Raw genomic sequence first — 22,513 nt, 5'->3', positions numbered from 1 at the left:
AGACTTTTATATGATCTGGACTTCTGAACGAATTTCCAAACTAACGGCCGAAGAACTTAAGAACCTCGCTGCGAATGCCGCTGTTAGAGGCAACCAAGAAGTTGCGTCTATGTGCGAGCTTGAACTTGAATCTCGTAAGCCAAAACGTAAACCCGCTTTACATCTGCCAGATGGGTTTGTTCGAGTAGTTCGTAGCAGTCGATCAAAAGTGAAGGAAGCAGATGTGTCGCGCCGATTAGCGGAATTGGCAAATCTGCTGTCTTTACGTTTTGATTTCAGTGTTGAAAAAGCACGTGCTTTGTCTGTTGGACATAAAAGATTTACTCCTCATAAATTACTCGATTCGAAGGGTAAATCTAAGACTGGTGGGGCGCAAAAAGCTGGGCGTGTAGTTTTTGATCAATACATTTCATATCGACTTAATGGCGATACGTTTGCATTAGTAGGTATTCTTTTGAGCGAAGAGGACACTGCCGGTATTCGTTATCAGGTGCTTGGTCCAGCATCTATCCTTACTGACTTCAAACCACTTAGTGAACTTCGAGCCTACTTATTAGATGACGAAAAAATCGGAGTAGCCACAGGGGGCGAGGAGTTTACTGATTTCAATGAAGCAGCGGCAAGGTTTACTTGGGTGATCGAACAAGTCGCTCCAGTCCGTTAAGGGAAGAGTCCTAGAGATACATTCTTTATGGTTTGGGTAGCTTTGCGCTTGTAACGACTTACAGTAGCTTCAATCGTTCTCTTCAAATCATAGGAAGGGACAATTCCCTTTTTTTCGCACTCATTTAATTCCATTTGGAATTGGGGCAAGGTCTTTCCCACTTCCCATAGCTTTTTGTTCGGATTAGCCTTGATGTAATCGTAAACGTCTAAGGCTATTCTCATCCCTCTAATATTTGGCTGTCCCTTGAATTGATATTTCGCCTTACTTTTTTTGGCGTACTGCCTCCCCACTTCTCCTTTGTGATGCTCTGCCAAAACCTTTCTAAATCGCTCAAGAAGAAATTTTTTTGGTAAGTTAAGGGGAACGCTCAAGAAAAGTAGATCGCCTTCAAAGTCGCCTATCTCTTCCTTGGAAACGACTTGAAGGGTATTAGCGACCAATGGTTCAGCAAACAGTCTCATTCCACGACTCTCGTAAGACCACCATTCCTTAAAACTCCCCCCTCGAACATCGCCAAAGTCCGCGTAGAGACTTTTTAAGCCTGTCGCCCCCGATGCTTCACAGGTTTGTAGGTACTCATCGTTCCGCTTTAAGTAGCTCCACCATAAGAAGTAAATCGTGTCCTCCCAATACCAAGGTTGTTTCGGACGCTTTTCGGTTCCAAATGTTGGATGTTGGTAAGGAAAGTGACGTTGGTGTGTTTTTTTCATTCAAAAATGTTAACAGATTAAATACTCAATTTATTTTGAAAGTGTTGCAAAAATCAGCTTTTCTTTAAACTGTTTATATCGATTCAGGAAGTAAAAAATCTTCTAAATCTTTCATTAAATGTACTTAAATTTATCTAAAGGAATATAAAAATGAGTAACTCATCTGTTAACACTAAATTATCAAATAACGGAATCAATTTTATTCAGGAATCAGCGACTGAGTTCAAAGGCTACGCTCGGAAAACTGCTGAAAACATCCTGGAAATGGGTCGTGTCGTTTTTGAGACTAAAAGCAAACTCAAGGGTAATAAAGCTGAATTTGAAATTTTCTGTACAAAAATCGGCTTCAAATCTACATCAAGCTCAATCAAAAAACTGTCTCAAATTGGCAAGGGGTATACAGAGCTGAAGTCTCAGGCTCAAAACCTACCAAACAACTGGACAACTCTCTATGAGATTTCTCGGTTGACCAGCGCGGAGCTTAAGAAATACATCGCCGAAGGAGTTATTCACCAGAATGTTTTAGGGTCTGTCATTAAGTCTATTAACGGCACTCATTCAGAAAACGCAGGCAAGGATGAAGCGGTATCCACATCCACCACAACTGAAGAGGTTCCAAATGGAACTCCTGTCGGTTACTCGTTTACGTGTGAATTAGAAGACGCCACTGATGTGCAGTTGAAATCACAAATTCAAATGATCATCAAAACTCTTAAAGACCTTAAGGTCAAGGTAACCGTCGCTCCCAAACTAAAGTCAGCGCTTCAACCTTTAATCCGTAAAGCGGCTTGAGGTGAGATATGGAACACCTTGACTGGGGTCTGAAATATCGACCAAAAAAACTTGACGATGTATTGCTGTCAAACGACTTAAGGGGAAAACTTCAAGGGATTGTGAATAAGAAGGGGGGGCTATCTCTTCTTTTCTATGGAAATGCAGGATGTGGGAAAACCACCGTAGCCAAATTAATTAATCCTGAAAACACGGTCTTCATTAATTGTTCTACAAATAATTCAATCGATACCATCCGTTGGCTCGAAAGTGAGTTTGCTTCGGGTGTCGTTACTGGTGGTCGCCGTTTACTTTTGCTGGATGAAGCCGACAACTTAACTTCAGACGCCCAAGCAGCTATTAGAGCGGTGTCGGAAGAGTTAGCGTTACATAACGATTTTGTTTTAACGGCTAACGATCCAAATAAGCTAACTAATGCAGTTAGGTCTCGGTTTTTACCTGTGAATTTTAACCTTGAGCAATCCGATGAATTGTCTACTCAGCTCAAGGCACATCTAAGTCAAATCGCTTTACTCGAAGGTCACCCGCCCCCAAGCGTCAAGCTTCTGGATCAAATCTTAGAAAACACATTTCCAGATGTTAGACGGATGATTAAGACCCTTCAATTTGAAATTAACTAAGGAACATTAAATGAAATTATCGAAAGAAACCGTTGAAATTTTGAACAATTTCTCCGCAATCAATAACCAGTTCATTTTCCGCGAAGGTACAAAAGTAAGCAGCTATTCTCAAAATAAATCGGTCGCTGTTGAAGCAAATATCTCAGAAGTAATACCCGTAAAGGCGGCCACATATGAATTAAGCAAAATTATGTCTTGCCTTTCATTTTTAAATGATTCAGAAATATTTTTTAACGACAATTCGATAAAAATTTCCAATCATCAATCCGAGGCTGTATTTGCTTTAGCTGATGAAAACAAACTGACATCAATTACTAAGGATATTAAATTTGATCCTTCTGGGATCAGGTTTGACTTAAGCTGGATCGTGATCAAAGACATAATGAAATACGCAAATCTGATGAAGCCTAAATCTTCAAATGCACTTAGCGTTCAAAACCTAACAATTGAAGGCAACGGTGAGCTTATTGTCGCTCGGGTACAAAATTCTAAAAAAATTGATGACGAATGTTTAACGATAACTTTAGCTCAAAGTGATCGTAAATTTAATCTTAGAATTTTCATCGACAATCTTAAATTTCTTGAAGATGATTATTCTGTTGAAATTGCAAAAGCGACAGTAGTTCGCTTTGTTGGCAAGTCCAAATGCCTAACCTATTACATCGCAGCAAATGACTTCTCAATTGATACTGAAAGTAAATAAATTTGTAAATATTTCATCCTGACCGCCTCTGAGCGGTCTTTTTTTTACTAAATAGTTATACGAACCGAATACGCCGCCAGTTAAGCCCGTATCGCTTCCGTAGAGGCTGCCCTGTTTGCATCCACCCTACCCACCTTGTCGGCATCGAGTCGATAATCCTTTCACACCCAGAATAAAGCGAAAACAAATGATCAAGTCTATTAACGACCTAGAACCTACAGAATTCAATAGACGGTATGGAACCGAGATCCTCCAAAAGTCCCTGTCTAATCCTATAAACCAGTCCACTCAGATACTCGACTGGATACTTGAAAGTGATGAATGTGTTCCTTTTGCAATAACAATTACCTTTAAGAACCTAGTTCCACTGGAAACCTCAGACGGGATGAAAAGAGCAGTCGAATATCAGTTCGAAAATCGAGTTCTAAACAAAATTAAGAAAAGACTCAGTCGATCCAGTTCTAAATGGAACCTAGTATTACCAATGGATCCTTTCTTTCAATATGAGTATGAACAAGGTAGCTTTTTTAAACCAGTGCCTAAAAGTAACGCTCCACATCACATCCACGGAGTTTTATTTGTTAAGACCGAACTAGCTCCTAGAATTTTCAATTACGACCTGCAAGAGCTCGATGTTCGTCTGAAGAAGGATCTATACAGCCTAGATACCGTCTCAAGCTTTCTGATCGAACCACTGATCAGGTCGGAAGCTGATGATTGGATGAATTACATAAGAAAGGAAAAGTCGCTTTCTGAATTGACGGTTTAAGACCTTGGTAATACCAAAGTAAAAAATTGACTAAATAGTAAAACTACTAAAAAAGGAGTTTTACGTGAACACCAAGCTACGCCGTAATCAGATTCTGTGTATCAGAACAAACCAAGAATTCATCACTAAATTTGATTCGTTATGTGAACGACTCGGCTACAACCGATCCGAGGTGATTCGTTACTGCTTAAAGCGGTTTTTCAATGAGCACTTCAACAATTCAGAGAACTTTAAACGTGCTCGGTCAGACTTGTTCTGATGCAGGCTTTAGCAAATAAACGAAAGGGAAAATGAGATGAGTCAAGAAGCGATCAAACTCACGGAAAAGGCTGGCACTTCAATTAGCAAGGAAAAACTGCTGGAAGCGATTCGTAAATCGCCTAATAAGCAGTTTGCGTATTCGCAGGCTGCGAACTCTAAAGTAGTGACTGTGGTCGTGACGCTTTAATTTCACCAACGCCAACAGTTAATCTTCTCTAGCTCTGCTTGACGAATTTCTGACAAAGTTCCTCGGGCGAATTTTTTCCTTAAACCGTCGCACCAGAGACCCAGTCGAACTCCCTCGAAATCAAAGTTTCTGCCTGGAATTCGCTTATGAAGTTTGACATAGTTTTTTAACAATTCAAGATTAATTGCAAATGTAGGATCTTCTTTACCCAACCCTAGTTTGTTGCAATAGACATTACTGGTGCTTTTGTTGATTCCTGCCGCAACACAAAGCTCCACAAGTTCTGCTCTGGTTGCATTAGGATTAGCAATTGCAATTTGTTCGACCTTTTCAAAGTTGGAGTTTTTCTTTTTATTACCTGAGTTCACTCCAACCCAACCTGCAGGTGCTGTTCCTTTGAGAAATGAACCAGTTTCACCAGTGACAGGATTCTTCATCGCCATCCAGCCTTTGGTTACACCTGACCAGCCCTTTGGTATCGCATCTACAGGAAACGCAGCGTTTTCACCTGTCTCCATATTTCGACACGAAACCATTCCAGTAAAAATGTGTACCCATCCCTCTGGAACTTGTGCTGTGTCGAACATAGCAGTCTCGCCCGTTAAGGGATTCTTAAAAGTTGCTCTACCTGTGTTAGCAGCAGTCCATCCCTCGGGAACACTCTCAGGGAAGAAGCGTTTCATTTCACCAGTGCTGATATGTCTAGTTAAAACAAGACGTTTGCCAACAGTTTCCCAACCCTCAGGAATTGCGCCTTTAGCGAAATTGGTTGATTCACCTGTCAATATGTTTCTACAAGGAACCATCCCCGTAGAGGAATGAGCCCATCCTTCGGGTATTTCATCAATACGGAAAACTTGGGTTTCGCCCGTTAATAAATTTCTGCAAGGCATCAAGCCTCTGGTTCCCTCACCTCCGTCAGCCTTATTAACCAAGGTTAATCCTGCATTGCGGACCTGCTTTATTCGGGAAATTTCCCAAGCATTCATCTCATCAACTGAGTCAAATACTTTGACCACCTTCCTCAATACTCCGTGAACATTGGCAATATTCGAATGCCCACGGTTGTGATGACGCTCGGGCAATTTGACCCTTCTTCGATCGCCGATGCCAACATAAAACAGCCCTCTTTCGGGTTGTGCGAGCCGATAGTCTTCATACCCAAAATATTCGCCAATCTCAGGCAGACCTTCTAGCGTGAAGGAGAATTTCTTGTGTACAACTGCCATTTGATTTTTCTAAGTGGTAAAGGGTTAATTTAGCTATTGTTCGAGCTGCCCAATGTCTTATTGTGCATTTTCGTAGTATCTGAGTAACTTACCGGAAATCAAACAGTTGCTTTAAAACTACTTGAGACTTTGTAATCAATTCGACGGATTATCTAAACGGCTCGGCCATAACAAATCTGGAGTGATTTGTCATTGCTGAAAGCATTTTTTAATGAGTACTTTAACAATTCAGAGAATTTTAAACACGCTCAATCAACAAGGAAAAATAGTTAGAGGCGATACGCAAATCTCCAAACAAGCAGTTTTCGTATTCGCAGTCTACAAACGCAAAGATTATGACTGTTGTGGTTGGCCTTTAATCATCCTGACAAAATCGGTGAAATCTGCAATTTCTTTCGACTTAATTTCTTTTAAACGCATTAAATCTGTTGCAGCTAGAGTCATTAGTGCTCGAGGCTCTTCTTCTGACACATTCACGAACCCATCAGGATCAGTGTCAGCGTGTTTCATCTTGTTATATGAATCCACAACCAAGTTATGAATTTCTTGCACAGTGAATCCACTTTGATTGCTGAGTGTTTTAATTGTCGGCTCGATTCCCCGGCTTTTGCAAATATCTCTTACTATTTTTTGTCCAGCACCAGCAAGTATGGTTGCTGATACATAATCGGCTTGAAGGTATCGCTCTTTTGCTTGAAGAAGAGCCCTTACAGCAACTTCTAATTTTGTATATGTTTCCATAACGTCTAAGCAGGAAAACGTATCAATTTTCCGTTTCTATTTTCCACTAGATCAGCTAAGTCTTGATCTGCTGTAATAAGTGTGTGTCCATTTTGAATGATAACTTCTGCTATCAAAACATCCGCATAGTTATTCGCTTTTTTGTTATTCATTGCGTCAAGTTCTATCAGAAGTTCTTTATATAGTTCACTATCGCCCCCATACTTACCCTCATTCCAAGGGGTAGCATCAAACAATGCTGTTTCTACTGGTACTCTTTTGGGGTTCACTTCGTGAAACTTTTTAAGAAGTTCGTCTTTACGATTTTGATTATTTGTTTTGTTTATCTCTTCAATTTGAAGATATGTAGCAAGCAATGAATCATCTTGTGGGAGTTCATCGATTGAAATTCGATTATCCACCAATTGATTAAAAATATTTGTGTCTAGAAGGTACGCCATAAGTTTTATAAGTTCCGTCGGTTTTTATGACTCATCTGCCTCATTTATCTCTAAGCCTAATCACTTCTACACCAGAGAGAATCGGGTCTGACATTGCATTAAGACGTACATCTCGAATCTTGCGCTTCTTATAAATAGAAAAGACACTTTCTGCTCCTAAATCGAACCCTCTTGGTGAGCGATACCCTTCAGCAATCAGTTGGTCTGCAATCTGTTTATATGTAAATTTCTGCTCATCGCGAAGGGTAATAATCTTGTCTGAAAGCTCGACCTGATAACCAGAATACGCCCCAATCATCAAGCCTCTCGTCCTTAGCGTCAGTCTGAAACGGACGAGAAAACCTTCTGAATTATTACCCCCTAACGAAACTACTCCACCGTCACACTCTTAGCCAAGTTCCGCGGCTTGTCCACATCCGTTCCTCGCGAGCATGCCGTGTGATAGGCCAGCAACTGTAGTGGCACCGTATGCAGTATCGGCGACAACAACCCATAATGCTCGGGCATGCGGATCACATACAAACCTTCGCTGCTGACAAGCTTGGTATCCGCATCGGCAAACACATAAAGCTCACCCCCACGCGCACGAACTTCCTGGATATTTGATTTGAGTTTTTCAAGCAAGGCATCGTTAGGCGCGATCGTGACAACGGGCATCTGATCCGTGACAAGTGCCAAGGGACCATGCTTGAGCTCTCCAGCAGGATAGGCCTCAGCATGGATGTAGCTAATTTCTTTAAGTTTGAGTGCACCTTCGAGTGCGATCGGATAGTGCATCCCGCGCCCGAGAAAAAGCGCGTTCTCTTTGGTGGCAAAGCGATCTGCCCACGCCATGATTTGCGGCTCGAGCGCAAGTACGGCGCCAATCGCAACCGGCAAATGTCTCAACGCTTTGATGTGCTGAGATTCCTGCTCCTCGGTCAGCTGCCCGTGCACTTGCGCCAATGCCAGAGTCAGCATGAACAATGCGGTAAGCTGGGTCGTAAATGCTTTGGTGGAAGCCACACCAATTTCAACACCCGCGCGTGTAATGTACGCAAGCTTGCATTCACGCACCATCGCACTCGTCGACACATTGCAGATTGTCAGCGTCTGTTCCATCCCAAGGCTGCGGGCGTGCTTTAGCGCTGCTAGCGTATCCGCGGTCTCTCCCGACTGCGAAATCGTCACGACCAGCGTTTTAGGATGGGGCACACTATCCCGATAGCGATATTCACTTGCGATCTCTACCGAGACAGGGATTTTCGCAACCGACTCGATCCAGTATTTAGCGGTCGAGCCTGCGTAATAACTGGTGCCGCAGGCAAGTATCAAGACACGATCAATATCTTTGAAAACTTTATAGGCCTGATCACCAAACATTTCTGGCGTAATGGACTCAACATCCTCGAGCGTATCCGCAACGGCGCGAGGCTGCTCGAATATTTCCTTTTGCATGTAGTGGCGATAGGGACCAAGCTCGGCTGCACCCGTATGCACATGCACAGTGTTGACCTTGCGCTCAACCGACTTGCCTGATTGATCCATGATCCAGACATTGCCCAATTGCAAGTCTGCTACGTCACCGTCTTCAAGATAAATGATTTGATCCGTCGTGCCCGCGAGCGCCAGGGCATCTGAAGCCAAAAAGTTTTCACCTTTGCCACGTCCGATTACCAAAGGCGAGCCTTGACGTGCTGCGACAATGCGATGCGGCTCATCACGACAAAACACTGCGATCGCATAGGCACCATGCAGCCGTCTTACTGTCTGTTGTACTGCCTCGAGTAAATCACCCGCATAGAGATGACGCACCAAATGCGCGATCACTTCGGTATCCGTCTGGCTTTCAAAAACATAACCCGCTGCTTGGAGCTCCGCACGCAACTCTTCGTGATTTTCAATAATCCCGTTATGTACGAGGGCAATGCTCGCGGCTTCTTTTCCGACTGCGGAAAAGTGTGGGTGCGCATTACGCGTGACAGGGGCACCGTGCGTGGCCCATCGCGTGTGCGCGATACCGGTGAAACCAGCAATATGGTTACTCTCGATGTCAGAGGCCAATTCAGCGACACGCTCTGTGCTGCGAGCTCGGCGCAGACCACCATTGTCATACACCGCTACGCCACAGGAGTCGTACCCGCGGTATTCGAGACGCTTGAGGCCTTCAACCAAAATGGGGGTGATGTCGCGCGAAGCGACGGCGCCAACGATGCCGCACATAGACTTTCTCCTAAGAATGTCTAATTGTGCCCATTTGGGAAAGAAATATTATTTCATAAATTGATTACGAATGAAATAATTGATTTATGATTGTTTTTAATGAAATATTATTTCAATATTTGAGACATAAATTAGGACTGATCTACTATCAATGACACTCGATACCCTGGACGACCTCGATCGACGCATTCTCGAACAGCTTCAACGTGACTCGAGTCTCACGAACCATGCCCTTGCAGAACGGGTGCACGCCTCACCTCCGACATGTCTGCGTCGCGTACGCAGACTCAAAAAATTAGGCGTCATTGCCAAAGAAGTTGCCATCATCGACGCCTCAAAAGTCGGGACGACACTCACAGCGATCATCGAAGTCACCCTCGATATTCAATCCGCTGAAAAACTGCAAACATTTGAAGAGGCGGTGCAAGAAGAGTCGGCTATTCTTCAATGCTATCGCGTGTCGACCGGACCGGACTTCGTGTTGATTGCTCAAGTGCCAGACATGCCTGCCTATCATGCGCTAGTGCATCGCGCACTCACGGCCGAAGCGAATGTGCGAAATGTTCGTACATTCTTTTCAGTGTACCGAAGTAAGTTCGATACACATATTGTGCTGAGTCATCTGGGCTAGCGATCGCTTGTCCAGGATAAACACCCACTCATCAACCAAGCTTGCTATTGGGTACCAGGCGATGGCGAACAATATTCACCACCAATGCGATCGTGGAAAAAAAGATCGCGACAAAAAGTCCCAGCATCGGTCCGGAATTCAGCCCGAGCCCAAACACAAGCGAAACAACTGCAGCACCAAAGGTTTGACTGAATACCCGCGTTGTCGCCTGTAGTCCACCTAAGGCGCCAGCGCGATGACGTGGTGCCGATCCAATCAGGACACGGTTATTGGGCGTCTGAAAAAAACCAAACCCCACACCTGAAACCAGCATCGCGATAAACAACCAAACATCGGCAATCGATTTTGGCATCAAGACGACACACAATAAACCAAGCGCCATCGTCCCTGCTCCCAGCGCACACAGTAAAGCCACGGAAAAACGATCTGACAAACGGCCTGCAATCAAAGCAATCACAGCTGCGCCAGCAGGCCAGCCCGCCATCAAGAAACCCACCGAAAGCTGTGAACGCTCAAGTGTGATCTGCAAATAAAATGGAAGTGACACCAGCGTAGCCATCTGGCCCGCAAAAGTGCTTGCCGAGGCTGCCAGTGCATAACGCATCGCTGGGATACGAAACAAATCGACCGGAACAAGTGGCGCGGATTGCTTGTTTGACCGACGGACAAGCGCTACGCCGATCAAACCGGCGATTGCAATCAGTGCAATGCCATGCCAGGTTGCGCCCATCAAATAATCAATACCGATAATAAACAAGCCGATCGTTGACATGCTCAGCATTGCTGCCTGCCAATCGAAGCGGGACTTCAAAGGTGCTACATCGGGCAGATATCGCACACCCAACAGAGTCAGCAAACCCATTGGCACGCTAAAAAAGAAAATCCAGTGCCATGTCGCGACGGAAAGAATAAACGAACCAATCGAAGGTCCCATCACCGAAGACACTGCGACTGTCAATGCGTTTAATCCGATACCGCGTCCGATCAAACTGGGCGGATAAATATGACGCACCAGTGCGCCAAACAAGCACATGATCGCCGACCCGCCTAAACCTTGAAAAATTCGGCTGACAAGAAGCGCGGGCAAATTAGGTGCCAGCGCACTTGCCAGCGCTGCCAAAACGAAAGTGATCAACCCGTAACGAAATAACCGCTTGAACCCAATGCGCTCGCCAATCGCGGCCATTGGGAGCAAAGTCATCGCTACAGTCAGACTGTAGGCGTTGACAACCCAAACGACCGTCGAAGCGGACTCATTGAGACTTTCAGCGATTGAAGGCAAACCCACATTGATCATGGTGGCGTCCAGCACCGCCAGCATCAGCCCCAACGCCAAGGCCAAGGCCGCCATGCCCCGCCGCCCAGGCGGTAAACCTTCGATTACTTCTTTTGGTTGATTTACTTCTTTTTCGCTCATGCTTTTTCTTTTTTAACCGGGCGCTTCCAGCCATCAATCGACGTCTGCTTGGCACGTGTGACAGTCAACTGATTGGCAGGTGCATCACGCGTGAGGGTAGTACCCGCACCGAGCGTCGCGCCCTTGCCCACGCGCACTGGCGCCACCAGCTGCGTGTCTGATCCGATAAAAGCATCGTCCTCGATGATGGTGCGATGCTTGTTCGCTCCATCGTAATTACAGGTAATCGTTCCCGCACCAATATTGACGCGCTCACCCACATCCGCATCCCCGACATAAGCGAGGTGATTCGCTTTGCTGTCTTTGCCCATCACTGAATTCTTGATTTCTACAAAATTACCCACGTGCGTTTGATCCGACAGCACTGCGCCGGGACGCAAGCGCGCATAAGGTCCGATCTGCGCATCGGCGCCTACTTGAGCCTGCTCTAAATGACTGTATGCCTCGATACGGGTACGCGCGCCGAGCACAACATTTCTCAGCACACAGTGAGGACCAATGCGGACCCCATCACCCAAAGTCACACTGCCCTCGAAGACACATCCGACATCGATAAAAACGTCCTGACCGCACGTCAACGTTCCTCGCACATCAAACCGCGCAGGATCAGCCAGCGTCACGCCAGCCTCGAGCTGCCGTCGGGCAAGTTCGTTCTGCCAAAGTCGCTCGAGCTGCGCTTGCTGAGCACGGCTGTTGACACCAAGCGTTTCAAAGGCCGCAACAGGATGCGCCACACTGACCGTTAATCCGTCAGCGACCGCCATGCCAATAATATCCGTGAGGTAATACTCGCCTTGTGCGTTGTTGTTCGTCAAGCGAGAGAGCCATGCTTTCAACATGCGCGTGGGCGCCGCGACAATGCCTGTGTTGACCTCTTTAATCTCTTTCTGTGTGGCATCCGCATCTTTGTGCTCGACAATCGCACATACTTGACCTCTAGCATCGCGCACAATCCGTCCATAGCCTGTCGGGTCCGCCAAAATCTCAGTCAACACAGCCAAGCCTTGTCCGCGCGCCGCCAGCAGCGCTCTGAGCGTTTCAGGCTGCACCAGTGGAACATCGCCATAAAGAACGATGGTCACATCCTCATGACCATCTTCTTGTAATAGAGGGACAGCTTGCAATACAGCGTGACCCGTACCAAGCTGAGGTTGCTGCAAGGCAAACTGCAAACCTGGGTGCTTGGCATACGCTTTCTGAACTTGCTCAGCACCGTGACCGACCACCACCACAATGCCTTGTGCGCCGAGTGACTCTGCCGCGTCCAGCACATGCGACAACATGGCACGACCGGCAATTGGATGAAGAACCTTGGGAAGACTGGACTGCATGCGCTTGCCTTGACCGGCCGCAAGTATCACGATGTTTAGCATATTTTATTTTTGAATCGAAAGCGGTTTTTAAATAGCGGTTTTGATTGAACGATAGATTGAATAATGCTTCTTATTTTTTCGGAGCTGAACGAGCGGTAGATTTTTTTGCAGACGTCCGGGTTTGCGCAGACACGGGCTCCTTCCCATGATCTTTGTTCAAACTCGCAGAAGTCGCCGCAGCGATTTGACCAAATTGCTGCGTCAGCATGTTCCACCAAGCCTGCGCAGCATCTGAGCTTGGTGGATCAGTCGCGCCCGGATCTGTCTTGGAGGAAACATTCGCCTTTTTAGGCTTGGATTCGGACTGAGCTGAGCCTGTGTTCGCAGCCATAAACTGCTGCAACGTTGTAATCGTCGCAAGCTGAACCTCCATACCCTGAATTGTGCTGCTCAGCATGGACAGATTGAGTTTGAGCCAACTTTCCACCGACTTAAGCTCACTGATTTTCTTTTCGAGCTCGGCTGGATCAAGGGTGGGTTGCATGGACAACCCCTTGGCCATACCGTTCGCACCAGAAAGCGCGCCAAAGGTCTGACGCATCATTTCAAGACTCGCAAACAAAGGATTGGACGCCATTTCTCCGCTCTGACCGAGCCCGGGCAGCACAAAGGGATTGTTTGGATTCGTTGTCATCATGCGTCTTCCATGGGGTGAACCCTTACATATTACTCGTATCCTGCCACTCTGGGCGACGCGCGCCAAGACCCATTAAAGTGCGGCTTTCTTTGGAAGTCCAGTCGATATTCTGGGACAATAGCGGGATGCAAAGTTCTATTACTCTCCCCGAAATTGAAGCCGCCATTAATTTTTGGCGCCAGCGCAGTCCTTCCATTGGGGAGGAGCTACGTTTATGTCCCGAAGCCTCGAGCTTGGCGACGCCTTACGCATTGATGATTATCGAACGACGGTCTCAGCTCGAGATCTCTCAGTTATCCGATCGTGCACAGACAGCACTGCGCACATGGCGCGAGGCCACTTTGGCGGCACAGCAAAAATAAGGGCCTTAGCGCAATAGCGCCTCAATGTCTTGGGCAACAGCTGCTGCCCCAATTGTGCTGTTAAGCATCACGCGCGCCTCGCCTTTTTTATCCAGCAAGTAAAAAGAAGAGCTGTGATCCATCGAATACGCGCCTTTTGCGGCGGGAACTTTGGCGTAATACGCTTTAAATGAGCCAGCTGCAGCTTTGATCTGCTCGGGCGTACCTGTCAACCCCAGAAATTTAGGATTAAATCCTGAAATATACGCGCGTAACACCTCTGGCGTATCACGCTCGGGATCGACCGAAATCATCAGCACCTGAACTTGCGCCGCGCGATCACCGAGTAATTTCATCACTTGTGTGAGCTCAGCCAAGGCGGTCGGACACACATCAGGACATTGGGTAAAACCAAAAAAAACAAGTGTCACCTTGCCTTGAAAACTTGCCGGGGTATAGGTTTTTCCGTCCATTCCGACCAAGCTCCAGTTTTGACCAAGCTTGGTACCTGAAATATCGCTACCCTTGAACGTGACGGAGCCGCCATCGCCACAGGCCGCAAGCAACCACAAACACAAGGAAAAAATAGCGACTCTCATCTAGCGTGCCACCACGATCAGCCAGTGATCGGCCAACAAGGCAGCGAACAAAAGTGAAAGGTACAAAATGGAAAAGCGGAAAAGCTTGCGAGACAACTCATCACTATATTGACGATACAGTTTCCATGCGTACCAGACAAACATGGCGCCGAGCACCATGGCGCACAACAAGTACAGCCAGCCACTCATACCGATCACGTAAGGCAACGCGGTTGTGGCCATCAGCGCAATGCTATAGAGCAGTATGTGCAGACGCGTAAACTGCTGACCATGCGTGACAGGCAGCATCGGCAAGCCCGAGTTTTCGTAATCTCTCGTCCGGTACAACGCCAGCGCCCAGAAATGAGGTGGGGTCCAGATGAAAATGATCAACACCAGCAACCACGCCTCGGCGGGTACTGCGTCTGCCACGGCAGCCCAGCCCAGGGCTGGAGGCATCGCTCCCGACAGGCCACCGATCACGATATTCTGCGGCGTGCGTGGCTTGAGAATCACGGTATAGATCACCGCATAACCCACAAATGTCGCGAACGTCAGCCACATTGTCAGGGGATTGACCCAGCGGTAGAGGATAAACATCCCCAGGCCACCCAGCACGCCGGAAAATATCAATACTTGCGCGGAGGAAATAGTGCCCGCGGCAGTCGCCCGGCGCGCGGTTCGCAACATGCGCGCGTCGATACGCTGCTCGATCAGGCAATTCACTGCAAATGCTGCGGCGGCCAACAACCAAATACCGATCGTACCGGCGACCACCTTTTGCATGTCGGGCAACGTTGGTGTAGCCAGAAACATGCCGATCACGGCGCAAAAGACCGCCAGTTGGGTCACGCGCGGTTTTGTCAGCACAAGGTACTGACGCAACAGGTTCGGAGATGTGGCAGTCAAGCTAGACATGGTCACTATTTAAATGAAACGTACGCCATTGTAATGGCAAGCGTCCCCAAGCGGCGGGACTGTCCGCCGATCCGATCAGCTAAAGCTGAGAGGTGGCGGACGTTCTGGCTGTATGTCCAAGGCGGAAAAGCAACGTGACCGTCGCCAAAACAAGACCTGCCGCGCCGCCGTTATGCAAAACAGCAATCAGCAAGGGCCACTGGAAGAAGATGGTGGTTAAGCCAGTAAAAAGCTGAGCAACCAGCAAGGCCAATACCAAATGCGCGGGACCTCTTAAGCCCGGATCCTTCATTAGCCGCACGCTCAAAAACCCCATGAAGGCAAAGATCACAAAAGCAAAATTTCGGTGAACCCAGTGAATCCCTGTCAGCGCAGTTTGGGAAATCATTTCACCCCCGGGCATTTCTCCAAGCCCACGCACCAGTGAAAATCCATTTTTTAAGTCCATGGGCGGCAACCAGCTCCCATTGCATGTTGGAAAATCCATGCACGCCAGCGCTGCATAGTTAGTACTCACCCATCCGCCCAACCCAATCTGCATGAACAATAGCGCGAGGCCTACAGCAACCCATGGGGTGTATCGCAGCGTCTCGGCTCTGACAGATGGATAGTGTCTCTCGCGCGCCGCAAGCCATGTCATCAAAGCCAAAAGCGACATTCCGCCCAGCAAATGCGCCGTCACAATGAGAGGCATCAACTTCATCGTGACCGTCCAGGCTCCGAACGCACCCTGCAAACACACTGCAAGCAATGTCACTACAGCTAATCTTGGGGAATATTCGAATTTGTTGCGGCAACGCCAGGACATCCAGGTAATTAAAATAATCAAAAAGCCCAACAGAGCACCAACATAACGGTGGATCATTTCGATCCAGGCTTTCGGCAAAGTGACAGGTCCATCAGGCATGACCTGCACAGCCTGACGAATAGAGTCAAGTGCTCCAATAGGTGTGACGCTACCATAGCAACCAGGCCAGTCCGGACAACCCAGCCCAGAGTCTGTCAGCCTGACAAATGCGCCAAACATAATGAGATCAAGCGTCAGAAACCAAGTCAGAAAGACGAGTTTCCGATAACGTTTTTTGGAGGGGGTTTCCTGAGACATTTAGCCAATCCTGGAATTCTGAAGGAGCTTGCGTATATCCTTGCGGAACATCTCTGGATCTGCGATAGAGGGATATTGCAAAATAAGATTACCCAAAGGATCAATCACCCAGATCATCGGCGCAAGCGCATTTCTGGCTTGTTCAGGCGTCATAGAGCCCGGCGCTCCACCGAGCAAAAACTGCTGAAGCATGACAGGATTGACTCTTACCATCACTGCGCCTTTGTAGGCCTCCAGCACTTTTTCTGGAACGGGCGCATCATCGGTAATGAACCACACACGAGTCAATCGTTCGACATGCTTCCCCTGACTCGCATGGGTATTTCGAATGATGTAGAGTTTGCGTGCGCATGAGTCAGGGCATGCCGCCCCGTCCGCAGCCATCATGATCCACTTGCCTTTGAGCGAACTCAAGTCAAAAGGCTTTCCATCCAGCGTCGTCAAAGGCAAATTTTGCGCGGTAGGCATAGGCCGTTGTGGCTCGACAAGTTCGCCATACGCAGCGCTACCCTCTGGTCTCCATTCGGGATTGAAATAAACTAAAAGCGCCGCGATCACCGGGGCCAGACTCATCAGCATGATGATGATGAGAGGCGTTTTAGAGCGCGGTTTTGTTTGTTGCTCAGCCCTTTGATAGCCAAGTTTTGATTTCGAGAACGATTCAGTCACAGCAATTCCATCATTCAATCATCTATAAGTTTCTAAACGTTACTTTACTGCGAATCCGTCAAACTGCTCGAATAGCAGCACGCATTTACGGTGATTGGCGTCGACGCACATGGCGCCAGACCACAACCAAAAAGGCAATTAAAACAATGCCGGCAAAACCAAACCATTGCATGGCGTAACCCACATTTTTATCTGAGTCCACTGAAGGCTCTGGCCACACACGCTTTAAGCCGTCATCGACGCTACCTGAGTGCTGCATCAACACCACTGGTAAAAACTTGAGTCCTGTTCTTTGTGCATATAGATCGAGATCGAGGTTTTGTAATCTAGGCAACAAGACTGGATCAATCTCGCCTTCAACGGGCTGAGTCATTCCTTTCCAGCCTTGAGGCAAACTCGCGCCGGCGTTCGCTTCGCTCGTCCACAACTCAAATAGTCTAGGCACGCGAAGCGCAAGCTCCCCTTCGATGCGAACAGTTGAAATCTCAGTAGGGACTCTAGCGACCGGACGATTCGCAATGGGGCGTTCCAACCACCCCCTCAGGACCAGAACCGCAGTTTCTTGATCCAGCATCAGAGGTGTCACAAGCCATAGGCCCGGTCGTCCATCGAGATTTCGATTGTCTAGCAGAACACTCCACTCGGGTCGCCACTGACCTTCAGCGGTCGCGGGACGCCAGGCCTGAAGTCCGATTACAGGCATTCCCGGTCGCAACGTCAGCGGTGCGGCTCGTCGACCTGCCTCAAGTGTGGCGGCGATTTCCCGACGTTGCTCTGCGCGCTCGAGTTGCCAGCGTCCAAGTAAGAGACAGATGACCGCGACCGCCCCCAACAGTATTAGGGCAATCCAGGTAAGTCTATTTGATGCCGGCTTGGTCATGTCTGCGATAATCTCGTCTTTATGAGAGGACTGTCATGCGTGTTTTAGTCATTCTGGCGTTCATCGGTATTTTAGGCAGTCTTGGCTCAGCGCTGTTCTATCTCATGCGCGACAAAGGGACTTCAAACAAAACCGTCAATGCACTCACTGTGCGCATTAGTTTGTCTGTGGCGCTTTTTCTTTTTCTGTTGTTTTCCCATTGGATGGGCTGGATTGAGACAACAGGCTTTAAACGCTGAACAATCACTTCGATAAAAAAAGGCCAGCTTTGCGCTGGCCTTTCTTATCGCCGGGCAACAAACTAAAGTTGCCTCAAGATCTCGTTAGAACCAATACACAAACAGGTACAGTCCGAGCCAGACTACGTCGACAAAGTGCCAATACCATGCTGCACCTTCGAAACCAAAATGGTGATCAGCCGTGAAATGGCCTTTCATCAATCGGATCAGGATTACAGTCAACATCGTTGCACCGAGCAACACGTGGAACCCGTGAAAACCCGTCAACATGTAAAACAGCGAACCGTAGGCACCTGAATCAAAACGCAGGTTCAACGAAGAGTATGCATAGATGTACTCGTATGCTTGGCAGCCCACGAATACAAAGCCGAGAACGATCGTGGCAAACAACCAGAACTTGGCTTTGCCGCGATGGTTTTCACGCAACGCGTGGTGTGAAATTGTGAGTGTGACACCGGATGCTAACAACAAAGCTGTGTTGATCGTCGGCAACCAGAAAGGGCCCATTGTTTCAAACGCTTCAACAACGCCCGCAGGTCCCAGGTTAGGCCACACGGCATTAAACTCTGGCCAGAGGAACTGTTTATGATCCAGGTCACCCAGCCAAGGCATGGTCACTGTGCGTGTATACCAAAGTGCGCCGAAAAATGCCGCAAAGAACATGACTTCTGAAAAAATAAACCAGCTCATGCTCCAACGGTAAGATACGTCGATGCGTTTGCTGTTCAGTCCTGCTTCAGATTCGCGGATAGCGTCGCCAAACCAGTTGTAGAGGACAACAAATAAACCTAGCAGACCCACCAGCACGGCCCACTTACCAGCGTCCACGCTGTTGACCCAGGCGGACGCGCCGAGCATCACGATCAACAAGCAGAAACTAGCCCGCACGGGATGTGCAGAATCCGCAGGCACGAAATAGTAAGGTGCCTCTTTGACGTGAGCAGAGTGGGATGCACTCATATTGTTCTCCAGACTACAAATGATCAAATATTGTTCTAGCTAAGACTTGCGACTGCCCACTGGACAATCAACACAAGACTCACCACAAATATCAGACCAAACAACAACCCGGCAATCACGAGGTGAACCGGGTTGAGCTTGGCGATATCCTCTTCGTACCCTTTACCTTTTCTTACTCCGAACATGGCCCAGGAAATGGCCTTGAGCGTTTGGAAAAAGTTCAGCTTGCGCTGTGATAATTCTTTTAAATCCTGACTCATGTGCCTGCTGCCTCACCTGAATCAGGAAAAGTAATGCGTATAAAACTGTCTGCCAATCGTCCAGCCAAACATCACAAGTACGAGCACCAGAAAAATCAAACCTGCCCGCTTGTTCTTACGACGTTGCTCTGGAGTCATTGAATATCCTATTTGACCTGTGGTGGGGTCTCAAACGTATGGAAAGGTGCTGGCGAAGGAACAGTCCACTCCAGTCCTTCTGCGCCTTCCCAAGGTTTCGCCGGTGCACGCTCACCCTTGCCGGCATATGCCTTCAGGACAATGTACAAGAACAGCAATTGTGACAAACCGAACCAGAATGCGCCAAGTGTTGCGATCTGGTGGAAGTCGGTGAACTGAGCAGCGTAGTCGGCGTAGCGGCGTGGCATACCGGCCAGACCCATGAAGTGCATCGGGAAGAAAGTGATGTTGAACGAAATCATGCTCATCCAGAAATGCCACTTGCCCAAGCGCTCGTCATACATGTAGCCCGACCACTTTGGCAACCAGTAATAGGTGCCCGCAAACAGAGCGAACAGGGAGCCGGCCACAAGCACATAGTGGAAGTGGGCAACCACATAGTAGGTATCATGCACCTGGATATCGATAGGCGCCATGGACAGGATCAAACCTGTGAAGCCACCGATCGTAAACACGAAAATGAAACCCACTGCAAACAACATGGGAGTTTCAAAGGTCATGGAACCACGCCACATCGTGGCCACCCAGTTGAACACTTTTACGCCAGTCGGAATCGAGATCAGCATCGTTGCGTACATGAAGTACAGCTGGGCCGTCACAGGCATACCTGTGGCAAACATATGGTGCGCCCAAACGATAAAGGAAAGGATCGCGATGGATGCTGTCGCATACACCATCGAAGCATAGCCAAACAACTGTTTACGGGCAAAAGCGGGCACGATGGCTGAAACAATACCAAAGGCCGGCAGAATCATGATGTACACCTCTGGATGTCCGAAGAACCAGAAAATGTGCTGATACAGGACTGGATCACCACCCACAGCGGCATTAAAGAAACCAGTACCGAAATGACGGTCTGTCAGGACCATCGTGATCGCAGCTGCCAAAACAGGCATCACAGCGATCAGCAGGTAAGCCGTGATGAGCCATGTCCAGCAGAACAAAGGCATTTTCATCAGCGTCATGCCAGGCGCACGCATGTTCAGGATCGTGACCACGATGTTAATCGCGCCCATGATCGAGGAGGCACCCATGATGTGGACAGCAAAAATCGCGAGGTCCATGCCTGGACCCATCTGCGCGGTCAACGGGGCATAGAGCGTCCAGCCCGCTGCTGTTGCGCCACCCGGCACAAAAAACGATGCGGTCAGCAAAATCGCAGCCACCGGCAAGAGCCAGAAGCTGAAGTTGTTCATCCGAGCAAACGCCATATCAGAGGCGCCAATTTGCAACGGAATCATCCAGTTAGCAAAACCCACGAAAGCAGGCATGATGGCGCCAAACACCATGATCAGACCGTGCATGGTCGTAAACTGGTTAAACAATTCGGGACGGAAGAATTGCAAACCTGGCTCGAACAACTCCGTGCGCAATAGAAGGGCTAAAGCGCCACCCTCGAGCAACATCGTGAAAGAGAAAATCAAATACATCGTACCGATGTCTTTGTGGTTGGTCGCAAACAACCAACGACGCCAGCCATGCAGCGACGGACCATGGTGATGGTCGTGGTCGTGCGCATGATCGTGGTCATGACCGTGGCCGTGGCCACCAATGTGATCTGCTGGAATGCTACTCATGGCGAACTCCTATCCTGCTTAGGCTGCTCCCGCATTTGTGAGCGAGAGCAACGATCTATACGAATTGATCCGTTTGACTTAACCAACAATACCCACAACGCACTCACTTAGCGCGCAGCCTTGACATCTGCAGGTGAAATTATGGGGTCTTTACCCTTGCCTGCGTTTGTCCATGCTGCGCGTGTATAAGTAATCACTGCTGCAATCTCGACATCATTGAGTTGAGAGGCGAACGAAGCCATTGCCGTTCCAGGCTTGCCTTTGAGCAGGATATCGATGTTTGCTGCCTTGGGGCCCATGACGATCTGACTGCCATCCAGCGCAGGGAACGCACCCATTACGCCCTTGCCACTACCCTGGTGGCAGGCCACACAGTTCGCAGCATAGACCTTCTCACCGCGGGCAATCAGCTCTGGGCCAGTCCATTCTTTATTTGGATCATCAGCAGCGGCCAACAACAATTTTTTCTGATCGTCAGCCCATTTTGCATAGTCGGCTTCGGAAACAACCTTGACCACAATCGGCATGAAGGCATGGTCTTTACCGCAAAGCTCGGTACATTGACCACGATACTCGCCAATCTTGTCCGCACGGAACCAAGTGTTGCGGACAAATCCGGGGATCGCATCCTGCTTGACAGCCAAGTCCGGCACCATCCAGGAGTGGATCACGTCAGCGGCAGTCACAGCCAGGCGGATCTTTTTACCAACTGGCACAACCAGCGGGTTGTCAACTTCCATCAGATAGAACTGACCCTTGGGCTCTTTATTTTCAATCTGAGCACGGGGAGTTGAGAGGTTGGACAAAAACTTGACGCCAGTCGCAGGGCCATCGATGTACTCGTATCCCCATTTCCACTGATAGCCGGTGACCTTGATCGTCAGGTCCGCGCCACTGGTGTCCTTCATGGCGACGACTGTACGGGTTGCAGGCAGAGCCATGGCAATCACGATCAGGAAGGGGATCACTGTCCAGGCCACTTCGACGCCCATGTGCTCATGGAATGTGGCGGGCTTGACGCCGCGCGACTTGCGATGCGCCCAGATCGAGTAGAACATGACACCAAACACGGCCACGAAGATCACCATGCAAATGATCAACATGAACCAATGCAGCCACGCCACATCACGCGCGATCTGGTTCACTCCCTCGGGGAGATTGAGCTGATTGACGCGTGGCCCTCCGGGCATGTCTTGTACTTGTGCACTTGCGATGCCTACAAAAAGCATGGCACAGGCGCCCAGTAACCCTCTCAACTTCTTCATGCTGACCTCTAAACACATCGCACGTTGGACAAGTCTATCGAGAAACGGGGGAAATATCCCATCCGAGAGACCGCCCTGCGCAAAATTATTGTATGGCTAATCACAGGTGGAAACCCCCCAAGGATTAGCACGTATCGCAAAGAA

At 48.4% G+C, this 22,513-nt stretch carries 27 protein-coding genes; 8 read left to right on the top strand and 19 right to left on the bottom strand.

Going from position 1 to position 22,513, the window contains the following annotated elements:
* Window positions 1–10 precede the first annotated feature (10 nt).
* Window positions 11–664 (top strand): hypothetical protein, encoded by a 654-nt coding sequence (locus QWY30_RS09160; RefSeq protein WP_290240316.1) that lies wholly within the window; start codon window positions 11–13, stop codon window positions 662–664.
* On the opposite strand, the gene QWY30_RS09155 is transcribed toward QWY30_RS09160, so the two are convergent.
* On the bottom strand, window positions 661–1,377 hold the full coding sequence (locus tag QWY30_RS09155) for an HMG-box domain-containing protein (protein ID WP_290240314.1): 717 nt from the start codon (window positions 1,375–1,377) through the stop codon (window positions 661–663). The genes QWY30_RS09160 and QWY30_RS09155 overlap by 4 nt on opposite strands.
* 150 nt (window positions 1,378–1,527) lie before the next feature.
* Here QWY30_RS09155 and QWY30_RS09150 point away from each other — a divergent pair, with 150 nt between their 5' ends.
* The 4 genes from QWY30_RS09150 (at window position 1,528) to QWY30_RS09135 (ending at window position 4,709) form a co-directional block, all read left to right on the top strand.
* Window positions 1,528–2,169: a hypothetical protein gene (locus QWY30_RS09150; protein ID WP_290240312.1), complete on the top strand. Its 642-nt coding sequence runs from the start codon at window positions 1,528–1,530 to the stop codon at window positions 2,167–2,169.
* Window positions 2,170–2,177: 8 nt separating this feature from the next.
* On the top strand, window positions 2,178–2,789 hold the full coding sequence (locus tag QWY30_RS09145; protein ID WP_290240310.1) for a DNA polymerase III delta subunit-related protein: 612 nt from the start codon (window positions 2,178–2,180) through the stop codon (window positions 2,787–2,789).
* Window positions 2,790–2,799: 10 nt separating this feature from the next.
* Entirely contained in the window at window positions 2,800–3,492 is a 693-nt protein-coding gene (locus QWY30_RS09140; protein WP_290240308.1) for a hypothetical protein, read from the top strand.
* A 1,064-nt stretch (window positions 3,493–4,556) separates the two neighbouring features.
* Window positions 4,557–4,709, top strand: coding sequence for a hypothetical protein (locus tag QWY30_RS09135; protein ID WP_290240306.1), 153 nt, complete (start codon window positions 4,557–4,559; stop codon window positions 4,707–4,709).
* A 2-nt stretch (window positions 4,710–4,711) separates the two neighbouring features.
* Here the strand turns inward: QWY30_RS09135 and QWY30_RS09130 are convergent, their stop codons facing one another.
* The 5 genes from QWY30_RS09130 to glmS all read right to left on the bottom strand — a co-directional run bounded on the left by QWY30_RS09130 (window position 4,712) and on the right by glmS (window position 9,321).
* Entirely contained in the window at window positions 4,712–5,938 is a 1,227-nt protein-coding gene (locus QWY30_RS09130; RefSeq protein ID WP_290240304.1) for a helicase associated domain-containing protein, read from the bottom strand.
* A gap of 333 nt (window positions 5,939–6,271) precedes the next feature.
* The gene (locus QWY30_RS09125; protein WP_290240302.1) at window positions 6,272–6,679 is read right to left on the bottom strand and encodes a hypothetical protein; all 408 of its coding nucleotides are present in this window, start codon (window positions 6,677–6,679) and stop codon (window positions 6,272–6,274) included.
* Between the two features lie 5 nt (window positions 6,680–6,684).
* Window positions 6,685–7,119 carry a hypothetical protein gene (locus QWY30_RS09120; protein WP_290240301.1) on the bottom strand — a complete coding sequence of 145 codons (435 nt, stop codon included), beginning with the start codon at window positions 7,117–7,119 and terminating at the stop codon, window positions 6,685–6,687.
* Window positions 7,120–7,159: 40 nt separating this feature from the next.
* Window positions 7,160–7,417 carry a hypothetical protein gene (locus QWY30_RS09115; RefSeq protein ID WP_290240300.1) on the bottom strand — a complete coding sequence of 86 codons (258 nt, stop codon included), beginning with the start codon at window positions 7,415–7,417 and terminating at the stop codon, window positions 7,160–7,162.
* A gap of 71 nt (window positions 7,418–7,488) precedes the next feature.
* The gene (glmS, locus tag QWY30_RS09110) at window positions 7,489–9,321 is read right to left on the bottom strand and encodes a glutamine--fructose-6-phosphate transaminase (isomerizing) (RefSeq protein WP_290240299.1); all 1,833 of its coding nucleotides are present in this window, start codon (window positions 9,319–9,321) and stop codon (window positions 7,489–7,491) included.
* 151 nt (window positions 9,322–9,472) lie between these two features.
* On the opposite strand from glmS, the gene QWY30_RS09105 reads away from it, so the two are divergent.
* A complete protein-coding gene (locus QWY30_RS09105; protein WP_290240298.1) occupies window positions 9,473–9,952 on the top strand; it encodes an Lrp/AsnC family transcriptional regulator in 480 nt (159 codons plus the stop codon).
* Window positions 9,953–9,983: 31 nt separating this feature from the next.
* Here the strand turns inward: QWY30_RS09105 and QWY30_RS09100 are convergent, their stop codons facing one another.
* The 3 genes from QWY30_RS09100 to QWY30_RS09090 form a co-directional block, all read right to left on the bottom strand.
* Entirely contained in the window at window positions 9,984–11,369 is a 1,386-nt protein-coding gene (locus QWY30_RS09100; protein WP_290240297.1) for an MFS transporter, read from the bottom strand.
* Window positions 11,366–12,742, bottom strand: coding sequence for a bifunctional UDP-N-acetylglucosamine diphosphorylase/glucosamine-1-phosphate N-acetyltransferase GlmU (glmU, locus tag QWY30_RS09095; protein WP_290240296.1), 1,377 nt, complete (start codon window positions 12,740–12,742; stop codon window positions 11,366–11,368). The genes QWY30_RS09100 and glmU overlap by 4 nt, the downstream gene beginning before the upstream one ends.
* 70 nt (window positions 12,743–12,812) lie before the next feature.
* Complete coding sequence (locus tag QWY30_RS09090) at window positions 12,813–13,379, bottom strand: PhaM family polyhydroxyalkanoate granule multifunctional regulatory protein (RefSeq protein ID WP_290240295.1); 567 nt, start codon at window positions 13,377–13,379, stop codon at window positions 12,813–12,815.
* A gap of 125 nt (window positions 13,380–13,504) precedes the next feature.
* Between QWY30_RS09090 and QWY30_RS09085 the strand changes: the two genes are divergently transcribed.
* Entirely contained in the window at window positions 13,505–13,741 is a 237-nt protein-coding gene (locus tag QWY30_RS09085; RefSeq protein WP_290240294.1) for a DUF3717 domain-containing protein, read from the top strand.
* A gap of 5 nt (window positions 13,742–13,746) precedes the next feature.
* Here QWY30_RS09085 and QWY30_RS09080 read toward each other — a convergent pair whose 3' ends face one another.
* From QWY30_RS09080 to QWY30_RS09060, 5 genes are all read right to left on the bottom strand, one after another.
* Window positions 13,747–14,319 (bottom strand): SCO family protein, encoded by a 573-nt coding sequence (locus QWY30_RS09080; RefSeq protein ID WP_290240293.1) that lies wholly within the window; start codon window positions 14,317–14,319, stop codon window positions 13,747–13,749.
* Window positions 14,320–15,216, bottom strand: coding sequence for a heme o synthase (cyoE, locus tag QWY30_RS09075; protein WP_290240292.1), 897 nt, complete (start codon window positions 15,214–15,216; stop codon window positions 14,320–14,322).
* Window positions 15,217–15,295: 79 nt separating this feature from the next.
* Window positions 15,296–16,321 carry a COX15/CtaA family protein gene (locus tag QWY30_RS09070; protein WP_290240291.1) on the bottom strand — a complete coding sequence of 342 codons (1,026 nt, stop codon included), beginning with the start codon at window positions 16,319–16,321 and terminating at the stop codon, window positions 15,296–15,298.
* Entirely contained in the window at window positions 16,322–16,900 is a 579-nt protein-coding gene (locus tag QWY30_RS09065) for an SCO family protein (RefSeq protein ID WP_290240466.1), read from the bottom strand.
* Window positions 16,901–17,075: 175 nt separating this feature from the next.
* A complete protein-coding gene (locus QWY30_RS09060) occupies window positions 17,076–17,870 on the bottom strand; it encodes an SURF1 family protein (protein WP_290240290.1) in 795 nt (264 codons plus the stop codon).
* 35 nt (window positions 17,871–17,905) lie between these two features.
* On the opposite strand from QWY30_RS09060, the gene QWY30_RS09055 reads away from it, so the two are divergent.
* Window positions 17,906–18,109, top strand: a complete 204-nt coding sequence (locus tag QWY30_RS09055) for a twin transmembrane helix small protein (RefSeq protein ID WP_290240288.1) — start codon at window positions 17,906–17,908, stop codon at window positions 18,107–18,109.
* Window positions 18,110–18,193: 84 nt separating this feature from the next.
* On the opposite strand, the gene QWY30_RS09050 is transcribed toward QWY30_RS09055, so the two are convergent.
* From QWY30_RS09050 to coxB, 5 genes are all read right to left on the bottom strand, one after another.
* The gene (locus QWY30_RS09050) at window positions 18,194–19,069 is read right to left on the bottom strand and encodes a cytochrome c oxidase subunit 3 (RefSeq protein WP_290240286.1); all 876 of its coding nucleotides are present in this window, start codon (window positions 19,067–19,069) and stop codon (window positions 18,194–18,196) included.
* A gap of 35 nt (window positions 19,070–19,104) precedes the next feature.
* Entirely contained in the window at window positions 19,105–19,329 is a 225-nt protein-coding gene (locus tag QWY30_RS09045) for a DUF2970 domain-containing protein (RefSeq protein ID WP_290240284.1), read from the bottom strand.
* Window positions 19,330–19,350: 21 nt separating this feature from the next.
* Entirely contained in the window at window positions 19,351–19,467 is a 117-nt protein-coding gene (locus tag QWY30_RS15970; protein ID WP_028817143.1) for a hypothetical protein, read from the bottom strand.
* 8 nt (window positions 19,468–19,475) lie between these two features.
* The gene (gene ctaD, locus QWY30_RS09040; RefSeq protein ID WP_290240282.1) at window positions 19,476–21,104 is read right to left on the bottom strand and encodes a cytochrome c oxidase subunit I; all 1,629 of its coding nucleotides are present in this window, start codon (window positions 21,102–21,104) and stop codon (window positions 19,476–19,478) included.
* A gap of 107 nt (window positions 21,105–21,211) precedes the next feature.
* On the bottom strand, window positions 21,212–22,369 hold the full coding sequence (coxB, locus tag QWY30_RS09035) for a cytochrome c oxidase subunit II (protein ID WP_290240280.1): 1,158 nt from the start codon (window positions 22,367–22,369) through the stop codon (window positions 21,212–21,214).
* Between the last annotated feature and the right edge of the window lie 144 nt (window positions 22,370–22,513).

This window comes from Zwartia panacis (assembly GCF_030410395.1).
Taxonomy (GTDB): Bacteria; Pseudomonadota; Gammaproteobacteria; order Burkholderiales; family Burkholderiaceae_B; genus Zwartia; species Zwartia panacis.
This window is presented reverse-complemented; position numbering and strand designations above follow the sequence as displayed.